17 protein-coding genes and 3 tRNA genes are annotated in these 15474 nt (G+C 67.0%); 9 read left to right on the plus strand and 11 right to left on the minus strand.

Annotated elements, in window-relative coordinates; genetic code table 11:
- Positions 1-170: 170 nt before the first annotated feature.
- The 3 genes from HNO51_RS19415 to speA all read left to right on the plus strand — a co-directional run bounded on the left by HNO51_RS19415 (position 171) and on the right by speA (position 3455).
- A complete protein-coding gene (locus HNO51_RS19415) occupies positions 171-467 on the plus strand; it encodes a DUF2782 domain-containing protein (protein ID WP_197448788.1) in 297 nt (98 codons plus the stop codon).
- A 106-nt stretch (positions 468-573) separates the two neighbouring features.
- Positions 574-1536, plus strand: coding sequence for a homoserine kinase (locus HNO51_RS19420; protein WP_197448789.1), 963 nt, complete (start codon positions 574-576; stop codon positions 1534-1536).
- A complete protein-coding gene (speA, locus tag HNO51_RS19425; protein WP_197448790.1) occupies positions 1533-3455 on the plus strand; it encodes a biosynthetic arginine decarboxylase in 1923 nt (640 codons plus the stop codon). The genes HNO51_RS19420 and speA overlap by 4 nt, the downstream gene beginning before the upstream one ends.
- 88 nt (positions 3456-3543) lie before the next feature.
- On the opposite strand, the gene HNO51_RS19430 is transcribed toward speA, so the two are convergent.
- Both HNO51_RS19430 and thpD read right to left on the minus strand, forming a co-directional pair.
- Entirely contained in the window at positions 3544-4209 is a 666-nt protein-coding gene (locus HNO51_RS19430; protein ID WP_197448791.1) for a fumarylacetoacetate hydrolase family protein, read from the minus strand.
- Positions 4210-4314: 105 nt separating this feature from the next.
- Positions 4315-5307, minus strand: a complete 993-nt coding sequence (gene thpD / locus HNO51_RS19435) for an ectoine hydroxylase (protein ID WP_197448792.1) — start codon at positions 5305-5307, stop codon at positions 4315-4317.
- A gap of 241 nt (positions 5308-5548) precedes the next feature.
- On the opposite strand from thpD, the gene HNO51_RS19440 reads away from it, so the two are divergent.
- A complete protein-coding gene (locus tag HNO51_RS19440; RefSeq protein ID WP_197448793.1) occupies positions 5549-6094 on the plus strand; it encodes a YqhA family protein in 546 nt (181 codons plus the stop codon).
- Between the two features lie 113 nt (positions 6095-6207).
- Here the strand turns inward: HNO51_RS19440 and HNO51_RS19445 are convergent.
- The 7 genes from HNO51_RS19445 to HNO51_RS19475 all read right to left on the minus strand — a co-directional run bounded on the left by HNO51_RS19445 (position 6208) and on the right by HNO51_RS19475 (position 10852).
- A tRNA-Thr gene (locus HNO51_RS19445) sits at positions 6208-6283 on the minus strand.
- Between the two features lie 45 nt (positions 6284-6328).
- Positions 6329-6403 (minus strand) — tRNA-Gln (locus HNO51_RS19450).
- Positions 6404-6409: 6 nt separating this feature from the next.
- Positions 6410-6485, minus strand: a tRNA-Phe gene (locus HNO51_RS19455).
- A 92-nt stretch (positions 6486-6577) separates the two neighbouring features.
- The gene (locus tag HNO51_RS19460) at positions 6578-6850 is read right to left on the minus strand and encodes an oxidative damage protection protein (RefSeq protein ID WP_111414495.1); all 273 of its coding nucleotides are present in this window, start codon (positions 6848-6850) and stop codon (positions 6578-6580) included.
- 34 nt (positions 6851-6884) lie between these two features.
- The gene (gene mutY, locus HNO51_RS19465) at positions 6885-7976 is read right to left on the minus strand and encodes an A/G-specific adenine glycosylase (RefSeq protein ID WP_197448794.1); all 1092 of its coding nucleotides are present in this window, start codon (positions 7974-7976) and stop codon (positions 6885-6887) included.
- 75 nt (positions 7977-8051) lie between these two features.
- Positions 8052-10400, minus strand: a complete 2349-nt coding sequence (locus tag HNO51_RS19470; protein WP_209538137.1) for an AsmA family protein — start codon at positions 10398-10400, stop codon at positions 8052-8054.
- Positions 10397-10852 (minus strand): acetyl-CoA sensor PanZ family protein, encoded by a 456-nt coding sequence (locus tag HNO51_RS19475; RefSeq protein ID WP_197448796.1) that lies wholly within the window; start codon positions 10850-10852, stop codon positions 10397-10399. Before HNO51_RS19475 ends, HNO51_RS19470 begins: the two co-directional genes overlap by 4 nt.
- 188 nt (positions 10853-11040) lie before the next feature.
- Here HNO51_RS19475 and hisB point away from each other — a divergent pair, with 188 nt between their 5' ends.
- The 5 genes from hisB (at position 11041) to HNO51_RS19500 (ending at position 14483) form a co-directional block, all read left to right on the plus strand.
- Positions 11041-11634, plus strand: coding sequence for an imidazoleglycerol-phosphate dehydratase HisB (hisB, locus tag HNO51_RS19480; RefSeq protein WP_197448797.1), 594 nt, complete (start codon positions 11041-11043; stop codon positions 11632-11634).
- Between the two features lie 30 nt (positions 11635-11664).
- Positions 11665-12306 (plus strand): imidazole glycerol phosphate synthase subunit HisH, encoded by a 642-nt coding sequence (hisH, locus tag HNO51_RS19485; protein WP_197448798.1) that lies wholly within the window; start codon positions 11665-11667, stop codon positions 12304-12306.
- Between the two features lie 93 nt (positions 12307-12399).
- Positions 12400-13158 (plus strand): 1-(5-phosphoribosyl)-5-[(5-phosphoribosylamino)methylideneamino]imidazole-4-carboxamide isomerase, encoded by a 759-nt coding sequence (gene hisA / locus HNO51_RS19490; RefSeq protein ID WP_197448799.1) that lies wholly within the window; start codon positions 12400-12402, stop codon positions 13156-13158.
- A gap of 3 nt (positions 13159-13161) precedes the next feature.
- A complete protein-coding gene (gene hisF / locus HNO51_RS19495; protein WP_197448800.1) occupies positions 13162-13935 on the plus strand; it encodes an imidazole glycerol phosphate synthase subunit HisF in 774 nt (257 codons plus the stop codon).
- Between the two features lie 23 nt (positions 13936-13958).
- The gene (locus HNO51_RS19500; RefSeq protein WP_242597161.1) at positions 13959-14483 is read left to right on the plus strand and encodes a hypothetical protein; all 525 of its coding nucleotides are present in this window, start codon (positions 13959-13961) and stop codon (positions 14481-14483) included.
- Positions 14484-14501: 18 nt separating this feature from the next.
- On the opposite strand, the gene HNO51_RS19505 is transcribed toward HNO51_RS19500, so the two are convergent.
- The gene (locus HNO51_RS19505; protein ID WP_197448801.1) at positions 14502-15092 is read right to left on the minus strand and encodes a YjaG family protein; all 591 of its coding nucleotides are present in this window, start codon (positions 15090-15092) and stop codon (positions 14502-14504) included.
- A 52-nt stretch (positions 15093-15144) separates the two neighbouring features.
- Positions 15145-15438 carry an MGMT family protein gene (locus HNO51_RS19510; protein WP_197448802.1) on the minus strand — a complete coding sequence of 98 codons (294 nt, stop codon included), beginning with the start codon at positions 15436-15438 and terminating at the stop codon, positions 15145-15147.
- Between the last annotated feature and the right edge of the window lie 36 nt (positions 15439-15474).

Here is a 15474-nt window from a genome sequence, read left to right on the forward strand (position 1 = left end):
TTGGGTCTGTGCAAGAAAATGTGATCTTGATCAGCCATGATACGCATTGCGCGCCGCTTTTGCCGCCATCGTTGGGATCGCGAGGTCCAACGTCATACACTGAGGTTAATCGCACACCGGGGCAGTCGCTCGGTGCAGCGTTCGTCGCAAGCGGTCTCTGGAGGCCCACCATGAACGTTTCACGCCGCATCCTCGCTGTCACTCTGCTCTCCCTGGGGCTCGGCATGGTGTCGGCCGCCCCCGCCCTGGCCCAGTCATCCGCCGATGTCGAGCCCGACATCACCATTCGCCAGGAGGAGGATCGCACCATCCGCGAGTACCGCGTCAACGGCCAGCTCTATGCCATCGAGATCCGACCCCGCCAAGGGGCCAGCTACTACCTGGTCGACCACGACGGCGACGGCAACTTCGAACGCCAGGAGGGCGACCGGATCGCCGTGCCCCAGTGGGTACTGATGCGCTTCTAACCGGCGGTACCCTCGCCACAGCTGAGTGCCGGAACGTGTCCAGCAGGCGTGCATCGGAGTGCCAAGACGCTACAATAGTCGGCTTGGCAACCTGGGCGAGAGACACATGGCCGTATTCACCCCGTTGAGCGACGCACAGGTCGCGGAGTTTCTCAGGCGTTTCGATGTCGGCGAGCTGATCTCCCTGGAGGGAGTCGCCGGCGGTACCGAGAACACCACATTCTTCGTCACGACCGACCGCCGGGAGCTGGTGCTGACGTTGTTCGAGCAGGGCGAGCACGAGGAGCTGCCGTTCTTCGTCGAGCTGCTCGACTACCTCGACGAACACCGCCTGCCGGTGCCCGGGCCGGTACACGATCGCGAGGGCATTGCCCTGCACAGCCTGGCCGGCAAGCCCTCACTGCTGTTCCCTCGCCTGCCCGGTCGTCACCCGATGGCGCCCAACCTGGCGCAGTGCCGGGCCTTGGGCGACGCACTGGGACGCATGCATGCGGTGTCCCAGCATTTTCCCGGCCACCGCCCCAACCCGCGCGACCTCAACTGGCTGGTGGCCATGCACCACAAGGTGCTGGGCTATCTCTCGCCCGAGGATCAGGCACTGATGAAGGACGAGGTGGAGATCTACCAGGGCGTGTTCGGCTCAGCCCCCGAACTGCCCCACGGCGCGCTGCACGGGGACCTGTTCCGTGACAACACCCTGTTCGAGGGCGACCGCCTCGGCGGCCTCATCGATTTCTACAACGGCTGCACCGGCGACCTGCTGTTCGACCTGGCCATCGTGATCAACGACTGGGCATCGGGCCCCGAGGGGCTCCTGGACCACGAACGCCACGATGCCATCCTGCGCGCCTACCAGGCGCGCCGGCCGCTGACCCACGCCGAACGCGAGGTGTGGCCGACGATGCTGCGCATGACGGCGCTGCGCTACTGGCTGTCGCGGCTGCTGGTGGTCTACGTGGACCCGCCGGCCCACGACCTGACCCCGCACGACCCGACGCAGTTCCATACCATTCTCACGGCACGCCTGAAACATGGCGCTCTGCCCCTGCCCGAAGCGAGCCACACATGAGCCTATCCATGGGAGCTGCCTCCGGCCCCGCCCAACGCGCGCGCCGGACCTGGAACATCGACCAGTGGGGCAGCGGCTATTTCGACGTCGATGACAGCGGCCACGCCCTGGTGCGCCCGCTGGGCAGCGAAGCCGAAGGCCCCGCCCTGCCGCTCGCCCCGCTGGTGGATCAGCTGCGCGAGGCCGGCCTGCGCCTGCCAGTACTGGTGCGCTTCAGCGACATCCTGCACGATCGCGTCGAGCAGCTGTGCGAAGCCTTCGACCTGGCCATGACCGAGGAGGAGTACGCCGGCGGCTACACGGCCGTCTACCCGATCAAGGTCAACCAGCAGCGCCGCGTGGTCGAGGAGATCCTCGCCACCCGCGAGCGCGGCCATGGGCGGGTCGGCCTCGAGGCCGGCAGCAAGCCGGAGCTGCTGGCCGTGCTGGCGCTCTCCGCCGACGGCCCGTCGCTGATCGTTTGCAACGGCTACAAGGATCGCGAGTACATCCGCCTGGCGCTGATGGGCGAAAAGCTCGGCCATCGGGTCTACCTGGTGGTGGAGAAGTTCTCCGAGCTACCGCTGATTCTGGAGGAGGCTGAGCATCTCGGCGTCACGCCACGCATCGGCCTGCGCGCGCGCCTGGCCTCGGTGGGCATGGGCAAGTGGCAGGATACCGGTGGCGAAAAATCCAAGTTCGGCCTCACCGCCGGTCAGATGCTGGCGGTGGTGGAGCGCCTGCGCGAGGCCGACTCGCTGGCCAGCCTGCAGCTGGTGCACTTCCACCTCGGCTCGCAGATCGCCAACATCCGCGACATCCAGGTCGGCCTGCGCGAGTGTGCGCGCTTCTACCAGAGCCTGCTGGCGCTGGGTGCGCCGATCGATACCGTCGACGTCGGCGGCGGGCTCGGCATCGACTACGAGGGCACCCGCTCGCGCAGCTTCTGCTCGATCAACTACTCCATGCGGGAGTATGCCCGCAACGTGGTCAGCGCCTTCGCCCAGGCCTGCAACGAGGCGGAGATTCCCCACCCGCATCTGATCAGCGAGTCGGGCCGCGCGCTGACCGCGCACCACGCCGTGCTGATCGCCAACGTGATCGGCGAAGAGCGCGTCAACGACCGGGCGCCTGAGCGCCAGGCCGAGGACGACCCCCAGCTCGACGAGCTGTGGCGGGTGCACGATCTGCTGGGCAACTCCGTGGAGCCGCGCGAGCTGGTCGAGGCGTGGCACGACCTGCTGCAGGCGATGAGCGAGATGCACGACCGCTTCCTCATGGGGCTGGCCGACATCACCGTGCGCGCCGAAGCGGAGGGCGTTTATTTCGCCGCCTGCGCGCGGCTACGCGAGCGCCTCGACAGCCGCAACCGCGCCCACCGGGAGATCGTCGACGAGCTCGCCGAGAAACTCGCCGACAAGCTGTTCGTCAACTTCTCGCTGTTCCAGTCGGTACCCGACGTCTGGGGCATCGACCAGATCTTCCCCGTCCTGCCGCTCACCGGACTGAACCGCGAACCCACCCGCCGCGGCGTGATCCAGGACATCACCTGCGATAGCGACGGCCGCATCGACGGCTACGTCGATGGCCAGGGCGTGGAAACCACCCTGCCGCTGCCGGAGTGGCGCGACGACGAGGAGCGCCTGCTGGGCTTCTTCCTGGTCGGCGCCTATCAGGAGATTCTCGGCGACCTGCACAACCTGTTCGGCGACACCGACTCCGTCGATGCCGCCCTCGACGAAAACGGCGACTGGGTGCTCAGCCACGCCCAGCAGGGCGACCGGGTCTCCGACGTGTTGGCCTACGTCAACTTCGACGCCAAGGTGCTACGCGACCGGCTCGCTGGCCAGCTGCAGGAGAGCGGCCTCTCAGCCGCGGAGCAGGAGCACTTCCTCGACGACCTCTCCGCAGGGCTTCAGGGCTACACCTATCTGGAGTGAACGCCGCCGTGATCAATGCGGCCGAGAAGACGCCCCCTTGGATAGATGCCTTGGGGGCGTTTTCGTGACTGCCGGGCGCGGAACGGGGTTATTCCGCTACCTGGCCCTCGACCTCCAGCCCGCCGGTGAGCGTCAAGCGCAGGTTCGCACCACGCGGCAGCTCGCCGACGCCCGCCGGCGTGCCGGTGAGCACCACATCGCCGGGCTCGAGCGTGAAGTGGCGGCTCATCTCGGCCACCAGGGTAGGGACCGGAAACAGCATGTCGGCCCCTTCGCCGCGCTGGCGCAGCTCGCCGTTCAGCTCCAGCGTGAAACTCAGGGCGCTCCAGTTCGGCACGCGACTCAGCGGCAGGAAATCGCTCAGCGGACAGGCCCCGTCGAACGCCTTGGCCACCTCCCAGGGTTGCCCCTTCTCCTTGAGACGCGCCTGCACGTCGCGCAGCGTCAGGTCGAGGGCCAGGCCGATACCGACGACCGCCCGTTCGGCCTCCTCGGTCGTGGCGTGAGTCAGCCGCTCACCGATCAACAGCGCCAGCTCGGCCTCGAAGTGAACCTCGCCGCGAGCAAACGGGGCCTCGATGGGCCTATCGAAGCTGGCCGCGCTGGTGGCGGGCTTGATGAACAGCAGCGGCTCGCTGGGGATCGGGTTGTTAAGCTCCTTGGCATGATCGGCATAGTTGCGGCCGACGCAGACGATCTTGCCAAGCGGGTGGGAAAACGCCTGGCCATCGGTGAAACGGGGGACAAAGCGCATGGCGGGTCTTCTCCTTCTGGGTAGGCGTGCCGCATGTCGACGACAGGCCTACCAGTCTACCTCACCACACGCCCCGTTCCATCCACCCCCGACCGCACCGAGGGATCAGCCATGTGGCGTCCACGGCTCGTCCGGCGAATGCGCCAGGAAGCGCGGACGCCGACGGCGCGCGGCGAAGGGTTCGACACAGGCGTTGTCGCGCCGGTTGTAGACGAAGAAGACGTTGCTGCGCGGATCCGGCGACATGTTGGCGTTGGAACCGTGCAGCGTATTGCAGTCGAACAGCAACAGCCCGCCCGCCGTGCCCTTGGGCGCCTCGATGCCGTGGCGCGCGACCAGCTCGCGCAGCGCATCGCGGCCCGGCACGCCGAACTCCTGGCGCTTGAGCGACTGGCGATGATGATCGTCCGGCGTCTCGCCCAGGCACGGCACGAAGACACGATGCGAGCCCGGGATCAGCATCAGCGGGCCATTGAACTCGTGGTTGTCGGTCAGCACGATCGAAGCGCTGACCGCGTGCATGGCCGGCATGCCGTCCTCGGCGTGCCAGGTCTCGAAGTCGGAATGCCAGTTGAAGCCCTTGCCCTCGAAACCCGGCTTGTAGTTGATGCGCGACTGGTGCACGTAGGCATCGCCACCGAGAATCTGGCGTACCCGGCCCACCAGGCGCTCGTCGCGCGCCAGGCTGGCGAAGCGCTCGGACAGGTAGTGCACCGCGAACAGCGAGCGGATCTCCCGACTGCCGGGCTCGGTGATGCTGAAGTCGCGGCCGCGAAAATCATCGCGGTTGAGCAGCTCGCTCAGTTCACGACGCAGCTCGTCGAGCTCCTCGCCGCGGATGAAATTGGGCTCGAACAGGAAGCCCTTGCGCTCGAACTCGTCGAGTTGCGCCTGGTTCAGCGGCCCCTCTTCGTCGCGGCCACGCACCACGCCCTCCCGGCGCTCCAGCCAGAGGGTGTCGAGCGGCTCGGCCAGCCGGGTGGGATAGGCATCGCACATACGGTCGAGTACGCTTCCGACCTGCGAGGTCAGGGTTTCGCTACCGGCGTAATCGGTTGCCTGCTTGAGCTTACGGTTGGACGAAGTCTGTACTGTCATCCAATCACCTCCTGTGTATCCGTGATCAGTTTCAGTCCCAACTCGTGCAACGGCGTAGCGCCGCGGTGGGAGGCCCCACAGGGCCCTGCAGCGAAGATGTGGTGGCGTCGGGCTGCGCTTTCAAGAGCTTCGCGAAGGTCGGGCTTTTCCATGGCTTCGGCCCGGCTCGCCTTGCTACATTAGCGGCATCGAGGAGCGGCGAGCGCTCCTCGCTCCAGTTTCCACCGCCAGGAGAACCCGCATGCCGCCGACACCGGAACCGCCAACGCCTGGTCAAGGCCGCTGGGAGCGGCGCTTCGAACGCTGGCTGTGGAGCAGTCGCTTCCTCGTGCTGCTGGCCGTCATTCCCAGCCTGGCAGCCGCCCTGGCACTGTTCATCATCGGCACCATGGACATCCTCAAGCTGGTGCTTGCCACTGCCGGGTACTATCTCGTCGGGGGCGGGCCAGACATTCACGATACCGTGGTCCCCAGCGTGGTCATGGCCGTGGACATCTATCTGGTGGCGATCGTGCTGCTGATCTTCGGGCTCGGCGTCTATCGGCTGTTCGTTTCTCCCATCGAGCAGGCCGAAGAGCATGCGCCGGGTCATCCGTTCAACGTGCAGTCCTTCGATCAGCTCAAGGACAAGATCGCCCGCGTCGTCATCCTCGCGGTGATCATCGAATTCTTCCGGGCCGTCGTCGACATTCGCTTCCAGACCCCGCTGGAGGCCATCTACCTGGCACTGTCGGTGCTGGCGTTGGCCGGCGCGCTTTATCTGATGAGCCGCGCCCAGCCCCATTGAGCCGAGGACAGGCTACTTTCAGGAGTCGGCGTGGCGCTTACGCGATAACGAAAAAACCGCCCATCGAGGCGGTTTTAAATCTCTGCAAGTCGCTGATTTCCCGAAAGTCTTGATGGTGCCGGCACCAGGAGTCGAACCCGGGACCTACTGATTACAAGTCAGTTGCTCTACCAACTGAGCTATGCCGGCTCGGGACCGACGCTTGCGAACTGCAGAGTCGGAAAAGGGTTGGCGTGGCTGGGGTACCAGGATTCGAACCTGGGAATGCCGATACCAAAAACCGGTGCCTTACCACTTGGCGATACCCCAGCAGTGTGGTGGCCAGAGACGGAATCGAACCGCCGACACGGGGATTTTCAATCCCCTGCTCTACCGACTGAGCTATCTGGCCGCTGCCAACGGTGCGTATTAAACAAGATCAGCCTTGCAGCGTCAAGCCTTTCGTTTCATGCAGATGCCGCGACCCAGCGGGCGTCGTTCGGGCTAGCGCTCGGGCGGTACGTAGCCTTCCGCCTGGTCGGTTTCACGGTTGTCGAGGAAGCGCTCCATCTGCTCGTTGAGATAGGCCCGCGCCTCGGGGTCGAGCATGTTGAGGTGCTTCTCGTTGATCAGCCGGGTCTGCAACGCCTGCCACTCCTCCCAGGCACGCTTCGATACACTGGCCTGGATCTCCTGGCCCTTCTTTCCCGGCAATGGCGGGAACGGCAGCGCTTCGAGCTCCTGCTGGTACTTGCGACAGAAAACGGTCTGACTCATGGCGATCTCCTCGGCGATAGGGTGGAACGAGATTTCAAGAGGGCTCGGGGGCGGTCAGGGCGAACGGCGCTAGCGAGGCGAGCAGTGCCTTCACCGGAGCCGCCAGGCCAATGCGCCCGGGACTGCCTGGATCGTACCAGCAACGTGCCTCGCCAACCGAATCCAGCCCGTCGATCCGTGCCGGCTGCGGGGTGATGTCGAGGCGAAAGTGACTGAAGACGTGGCTGAAGGCCGGCCAGGCCGGATGGAGCAGCGCACCGGGGGCGTGCACATCGAGCCAGCACCGCAGCGCCGCCAGGTCATCGAACTGGGGCAGGCTCCACAGCCCGCCCCACAGTCCGCTGGCGGGGCGCTGTTCCAGCAGGACGCGGCCCCCTGCGTCCTGCAGCATCAGCATCAGGGTGGTGCGCGTCGGCAGCGCCTTCCTGGGCTTGGATTCCGGAAAGCGGCGCTGCTCGCCCCGCGCGTGGGCCACGCAGGCGTCGGCGAACGGGCAGCGGCCGCACTCCGGCGTGCCGCGGCGGCATAGCGTAGCACCGAGGTCCATTATCGCCTGGGTGTAGTCGGCCACGCGGTGTTCTGGCGTGTAGTGCTCGGCCAGCGCCCACAGCCTGCGCTCCACCACCGGACGCCCCGGCCAGCCCTCCACCGCATGCAGCCGCGACAGGCTGCGCTTGACGTTGCCGTCGAGGATCACCGCCCGACGTCCGGTGCTCTGGGCAATGATCGCCCCGGCAGTGGAGCGGCCGATGCCGGGCAGCCCGGCAAGCGCCTCCAGGCTATTCACCGGCAGCTCGCCGCCATGCTCCTCCATGACCCGCCGGGCCGCCTTGTGCAGGTTGCGCCCGCGGGCGTAGTAGCCGAGCCCGGTCCACAGGTGCAGCACCTCGTCCTGAGAGGCCGCGGCCAGCTCGGCGAGGGTGGGAAAGTGCGCCATGAAGCGCTCGAAGTAGGGGATGACGGTCGTCACCTGGGTCTGCTGCAGCATGATCTCGGAGACCCAGACGCGATAGGGCGTGCGCTCGCGCTGCCAGGGCAGATCGTGACGCCCGTCGCGATCGAACCAGTCCAGCAGGCGACGCTGGAACTCACCGGCGTCGAGCACCGGCGCAGGCATTTCACTCATGAACCACCTTGACACGGAAGTGACGAAAAAAAGCGCCGACTGGTGAGTCGGCGCAGAGACTGGCTTGTTGGGTCATCAGTTCAACAGACCACGCAGGGTGTCGCGAAGTTCCCGACCGGCTCCCTCGCCGAGACGCTCCTCGAGCCGCTCGAGCGGACGCTCCAGGCGCTCCTCCAGCTCCTCGCCGGCGCGGCGGGAGGCTTCGTCGCGCAGCAGCTCGGCCAGTGTCGCCTGAAACGCCTCACGATCGAAGCGACACCATTCGCCGCTGTCACCGGAGAGCTCACCGCTACAGCGCACCGGTAGCGGCACTCGCTCCAGGCGTCGATTGACCGGGCAGGCGGCATCCGCACCATCGACGAAGCGGGCGGCAGCACGCAGGTCGAAGCGTTCGCTGCCCAGGTCAAGCTCGCCGCTGCCGCCCAGCTCGATGCCGGGAATGAGAACCAGGATGTCTTCACTGCGAGCAACGCCATCGTTGATGCGCAGGCCCGCTTCGGCACGCTCGAAGCGCGTATCGGCGCTCCAGTCACGGCTGGTCTCGCGGCCTTCGAGCGTGGCCGCCAGGGTGCACAGCTCCTGCGATACGTTGACGTCGAGAACGGCCCCCTCGTCGATGTGCCCCTTCAGCCGCCCGTTGAGGTTGCGCTTGAGCGCCGGCCAACTGTTGGCACGCGTTTCAAGTTCACCGTCGAGGGTCAGGCGACCGCGCAGCGGCGCAGCGCTGCCGTCCTCGCTCAGCGCCTGCAGCAGCGGCTCCAGTCGCACCCGCGAAAGGCTGGGCTTCAGCTGCCAGTGAATCGGCTCGCGGGTCAAGTCGAGTGCACCGCTGGCGCTCAGCTCGCCGTCGTAGAAGACCGAGCCGAAGCGCTCGAGGCGCTGCTTTCCATCGCCGCCGGACAGGGCCAGCCCCACCTCGGTAAAGTCGAGCCCCGAAAGGTGCAGCTGCGCCAGGTCAAGCGTGCCGCTCAAGTTCAGCTGGCTCAGCCACTCGGCGGGCACCAGCGTGCCTGCATCCTGCGCATAGGCCTTGCCGAGGCCCGGGAGGTCACGCCGAGCGGCACTCTGGTCGGCGGGCTCGGGCGGCGGCAGGTAGCGATCCAGATCGAGGCGGTCTCCCTGCAACTCGAAGTCGAGCAGTTTTCCGTCGAAGCCGGCGCCCAGCCTGCCGGTAAAGGTGCTGCCGTCGAGCACCATGGTCAGGCCCGCCAGCTCGAGGCGCTCCAGATCGCCTTGCACCGGGCTGGTCAGCGCCACGTCGGTGAGCGCCTGCGGATCCGCCGTTTCGACCATCTTGCCGAGCCGCGAGAGCCAGGGCCGCAGCGAGAAGGGCGCCACGCTAAGCTGGCCGCTGTAGGCGGGCGCCCGGTCGAGGTCGGTGAGATTGAGATGTCCGCTCAGGCTCAGGTCATCGGGCCCGGTCAGCTGCAGGTCACGCAGCTGTGCCGAGTTCTCGGCCAGATCGGCATCCACCGCCATCACCAGCGCCAAGGGCACCGGTTCCTCGCCCAGGGCGGGATGCCGCAGCCCGGCCTCGAGCCGCCCCTCCTGCAACTGCAGGCGCTGCTGCGAGAGATCGAGAATGAGCTGCTGTCCGCTCAGATCGAGCTGTTGCCTGCCCTCGAGACCCGCCAGCAGGCTGGCGGTGCTGAGTTTCAGCCCCTCGAGCAGATAGCGGCGCTCGGCAAGGACGAGCCGCATCCGTCCCTCTAGCGAAATGTCGCTCGCCAGGGCCGGGCTTCGCTCCAGCTCCCGCCAATCGAGGGTTGCGTACGATTTCAACTTGAAAGAGGACTTGAACGGAAAGGCGCGCTGGGGATTGACGTTGGTACCGGAGAGATTGATCTCCTCGACGACCCACTCGGTTCGCTGTGTCAGGTCGCGGTATGTCGCCGCGCCGTTGCGCACCTGCACGCTGGCGATGTTGAGCGCCACGGCCAGGTTGCTGCTTTCCCGGCTAGGTCCGGCGCTGGCCGGCGCCAGCGCCGATTCGGCCCCCTCACGGCGTTCGTCGAGACGCTGCAGCAGGGTTTCCCAGTTGCCGCGTCCCTCCTCGTCGCGCGCCAGGCGTAGCTGCATGCCGTCGAGCGTCAGCCCTTCGATGGCGATCTCGCCGCGCAGTAACGGCGCGAACGCCAGGCTGACCTCGGCATGGGTGAAGGCCAAAAACGGCGCCTCCTCCTCGCTCTGCTCCGGGAGGCGGCCTTCGGCCTGCTCTACGCTGACCCCCAGGCGCGGATAGAAGGACCAGGAGAGCGGGCCGTCGAGGGTCAGCTCCAGCCCGCTCTGCTCGCGCACCACCTCGACCAGGCGCGGCTTGAAGTCCTCGGGGTCGAGAAAGGTCGTGACGTAGACCACGGCCGCCGCCACCACGACGCCGAGCACCCCGATGGCGGCCAGCAGCATCTGCAACAATCGCTTCATGGGTTACCGCCTCCTTGCAGCGGTGGAGCCAATACGAAATGGTCGCCGGTGATATCCAGGCGATATCCCAGGCGGGTCAGTAGCACCTGATCGGCGACCGGCAGCTGCCAAGAGTGCGTGCGCAGCTCCCGGCCCGCGGTGCGGGCGGCATCGCTGACCAGCGCCAGCAGCCGCGAGCCGACGCCGCGCCGGCGGGTGGCCTTGCGCACGCACAGTTCCGACAGCCACCAGGCCTGATCGTCGGCGCTCACCGCCACCGCGCCCAGCAGGCGTTCGTTGAAGCGTGCGCAAGCGAAAAAGTGGCCGGCCTCGAGGTGTTCGCGAAGGAAGGCGGCCACAGGCACGCCCAGGCGCTCGGCCGGAGCATCGGCATAGATCCGCTGCAGGTCGTGCTTGATCTGTGGATCGGTCGCCCAGACGGCCTGGTCTACGAGGTGAAGCGTTACCGGCATGACGGTCTCCCTGGGCCGCGGCACGGAGCCGCCGCTGTGAATGGGCGCATTGTAGCGGATGGGGGGGGCGATTCTCTATAATGGACGGCCCATGACGGCAAGCGCAGAGGCTTGCCCGCCCGGAAGCCGCCTGCGGTCAAGCCGGGCCCATACCATGCGACGCGCGCCAGCGCCAGAGAGAGTCCGACATGTCCGAGCGAATCGCCACGGTAACCCGTGATACCAAGGAGACCCAGGTCACGGTCAGCGTGAACCTCGATGGCGAGGGGCAGCTGAACTGCGAGACCGGCGTGCCCTTCCTCGATCACATGCTGGATCAGGTGGCTCGCCACGGCCTGATCGATCTTGACATCAAGGCGGTGGGCGACCTGCACATCGACGACCACCATACCGTCGAGGACCTCGGCATCACCCTCGGCCAGGCCTTCGCCCAGGCGATCGGCGACAAGCGCGGCATCCACCGCTACGGCCACGCCTACGTGCCGCTGGACGAGGCGCTATCGCGCGTCGTGGTCGACTTCTCGGGCCGCCCCGGACTCTACATGAACGTCGAGTTCACCCGCGCCACGATCGGCCGGCTCGATACCCAGCTGTTCTGGGAGTTCTTCCAGGGCTTCGTCAACCACGCCCGGGTCACGCTGCACATCGACAACCTGAAGGGTTTCAACGCCCATCACCAGGCGGAGACCATTTTCAAGGCCTTCGGCCGCGCCCTGCGCATGGCCGTGGAGCCCGACCCGCGCATGGCCGGCCAGATGCCGTCCACCAAGGGCTGCCTGTAACGCCTTCGACCGAACCTGAGAGGAGCCGCCATGACCATTGCCGTCATCGACTATGGAATGGGCAATCTGCATTCGGTTGCCAAGGCGCTGGAACACGTCACCCACGAGCACGTCGTGATCACGCGGGACCCACGCCGCATCCAGGGCGCCACCCGCCTGGTGCTGCCCGGCCAAGGGGCGATCCGCGACTGCATGGGCGAGCTCGAGAAGACCGAGCTGCGAGGCCTGGTGGAGGAACTGCTGGCCCGGCAGAGCAAGCCGCTGCTGGGCATCTGCGTCGGCCAGCAGATGCTGCTCGACCACAGCGAGGAGAGCGGCGGCATTCCCTGCCTGGGGTTTCTTGCCGGCGAAGTGAAGCGCTTTCCCACCGACATGGTCGACGACCGCGGGCAGCGTCTCAAGGTGCCCCACATGGGCTGGAACCTGGTGCACCAACACCATGACCACCCGCTGTGGCAGGGCATCGACCAGGACGAGCACTTCTACTTCGTGCACAGTTACTACGTGGCGGCCCAGGACGACGCCTGCGTGTTCGGCACCACCCGCTACGGGCGGATCGACGCGCATGTCGCCATCGCTCGCGACGCCACCTTCGCGGTGCAGTTCCACCCCGAGAAGAGCTCGCGGGCCGGACTCAAGCTGCTGGAAAATTTCGTTACCTGGGCGCCCTGAGGCTCCACCAGGCCATCCAGGCGCACCCGACCTGCGCAGCCGGCCAGGCCGCCCGACAACCCGGCGCCCCGAACGCGCCCGAGAGGACACGACATGCTGGTAATACCCGCCATCGATCTCAAGGACGGCAAGTGCGTCCGCCTCAAGCAGGGGCGGATGGACGATGCCACTACCTACGGCGACGATCCGGTGGCCATGGCGGCCCGCTGGGTCGAGGCCGGCGCGCGCCGCCTGCACCTGGTCGACCTCAACGGCGCCTTCGAGGGCAAGCCGATCAACGGTGAGGCGGTGACCGCCATTGCCCGCCGCTGGCCCGAGCTGCCCATCCAGATCGGTGGCGGCATCCGCAGCGCCGACACCATCGAACACTATCTCGCCGCTGGCGTCTCCTACGTCATCATCGGCACCAAGGCGGTCAAGGAGCCGGCCTTCGTCGGCGAGATGTGCCGCGCATTCCCCGGCCATGTGATCGTCGGCCTCGATGCCCGCGACGGCTACGTCGCCACCGACGGCTGGGCCGAGGTCTCCACGGTCAAGGCCACCGAACTGGCCCGGCGCTTCGCCGATGATGGCGTCTCCAGCATCGTCTACACCGACATTGCCCGCGACGGCATGATGAACGGCGTCAACGTCGAAGCCACGGCGCAGCTTGCCCGTGAGGGCGGCCTGCCGGTGATCGCCTCGGGCGGGGTGACCAATCTCGACGACCTGCGCGCCCTGGTGGCCGCGGGCGAGCCGGGTATTCTCGGCGCCATCACCGGCCGAGCCATCTACGAAGGCAGCCTCGACGTGGCCGAGGGCCAGGCGCTGTGTGACGAACTGACTGCAGGGCTCGATCGAGCCGGGAGCTGAATCATGGGACTGGCCAAACGCATCATTCCCTGCCTCGACGTCGACGCCGGCCGTGTGGTGAAGGGCGTCAACTTCATTGGCATCCGCGATGCCGGCGACCCGGTGGAGATCGCCCAGCGCTACAACCTGCAGGGCGCCGACGAGATCACCTTCCTCGACATCACGGCCAGCCACGAGGATCGCGACACCACGGTGGAGATGGTCGAGCGCATCGCCGGCGAGGTGTTCATACCGCTGACCGTGGGCGGCGGCATCCGCACCTGCGACGATATCCGCACCATGCTCAATGCCGGTGCCGACAAGGTATCGATCAATACCGCCGCGGTGACCAATCCCGACTTCGTGCGCGAGGCTGCCGAGCGCTTCGGCAGCCAGTGCATCGTGGTGGCCATCGACGCCAAGCGGGTCTCGGCCGAGGGCGAAGCGCCGCGCTGGGAGATCTTCACCCACGGCGGACGGCGACCCACCGGCCTGGACGCGGTCGAGTGGGCGAAGAAGATGGTCGAGTATGGGGCCGGCGAGCTGCTATTGACCAGCATGGACCGCGACGGTACCAAGGCCGGCTTCGACCTGGGCGTGACCCGCGCCATCAGTGATGCCGTGACGGTGCCGGTGATCGCCTCGGGCGGGGTCGGCAACCTCGATCATCTGGTCGACGGCGTGCTGGAGGGCGGCGCCGACGCGGTGCTCGCCGCCAGCATCTTTCACTTCGGCGAGTACACCATTCCCGAGGCCAAGCGCTACATGGCCGAACGCGGTATCGAGATGCGCCTTTGATCACGGCGCCGAGGAGCGTGATCGTGCCGGCTGCCTGGGGGGGTGTCCTGCGCCGGGGGCTCGCCGCTTTCGCCACGCTCGTGCTGCTATCGTCGGCAGCCGTGGCCGCCCCGATGCCGAGCTGGCCACCACGGCTCGCACTCGACCACGCGCTGCTGCAGACCAGCCTGTTCACGCGCCACTTCGATCCCGAGCCCGATCACAACGACCACCAGCAGTTGATCGGCCTCGAGCTGCATAACCCGCAGCGTTGGCTGCTCGGCGGGGCTCGCTTCCTCAACTCCTTCGACCAGGAAGCCTTCTATCTCTATGCCGGCCGTGAGTTCCCCTTATGGGCGCCACGCGACGACGTCACCCTGCGCGCCAAGCTGACCGCTGGCTTGCTGCATGGCTACCGTGGCGAGTATCGCGACAATATCCCCTTCAACCGCCACGGCACCGCGCCGGCCGCCCTGCCCAGCGTGGGCCTGCGCTGGGGGCGCTTCGAGACCGACCTGATCGTCTTCGGTACCGCCGGCGCCATGGTCATCGGCGGTATCCGGTTCTAGGCGTCGGTCCTTCCGCGCCTAGCCGGCCTCGAGCCCCAGATTGCTCACGCCGTCATTGCGCCCCAGACGCCGCAGCGCCCTGAGCGCCTCGCGATCGAGATTGCCCTCCACCGCCTCGAGCACGGCATCCTGGAAATCGTTTTCGTCCGCCATGAGTGGGTGCTCACGTACCAGTTTCGCCAGTCTGCCGGCATCCTCCTCGCCTTCGGTCAGCTCGATGTAGGCGCGCACCCCACCCTTGGAGATACGGCTGACCTCGAGCACCGCATCGGCGGATTCGCCGCGTAGCGTATCGAGCAGCGAGGTCAGGGCGACGACCATCTCCACGGCACGGCGGGCACCGAAGCTGTCGTCGTCGGCCGGCGGCTCGAGTTCGGCGAGCTTCTCGGCCTGGCGCTCGAAGTCGATGCGCGCCTCGCGCACGCTGAGCTGCTCCCACACCAGATCGAGGATCGCCTTCACTCCCGCCGGGTTCCCGGCCCCCGTCATCTGGGCATAGAGCGCATAGTTGGGCAGCAATCGCTCGCACAGCGCCGCCATGAAGACCTGCTGTCGGCGCGGCGAGAGGGCCTGGAGCCGCTCATGGAAGCCCCCCTTGGGCTGACTCATGGATTCTCCTCGTCAATTGGCGGTCTGATGATAGGAGTGAAAAAACGCCCGCTCATGGCCACAGCACCTCGGGCGCCACACGCCCTCGCGCATCGAACAGCACGCCCTCGGCGACCAGCCGCTGGCGCTGCTCGTGGGCGCCGGGATGATCGGCCAGCCGGCGCGAGGCGGTGATCACCCGAAACCACGGCAGGCCGTGATCGTCGGGCAGTTCGCGCAGTGCCCGTGCCACCAGGCGCGGCGTGCCGCCTTCGGTCATGGCGGCGATACGCCCGTAGGTGGTCACCCGCCCCGGCGGAATCGCGGCCAGGATGGTCAGGATCTGTTCGCGCAGTACCGGTTTCATGTACGCTGCCGCTCCCTGTCTGCATCACCTGAATGG

This window comes from Billgrantia sulfidoxydans, from assembly GCF_017868775.1.
GTDB lineage: Bacteria > Pseudomonadota > Gammaproteobacteria > Pseudomonadales > Halomonadaceae > Halomonas > Halomonas sulfidoxydans.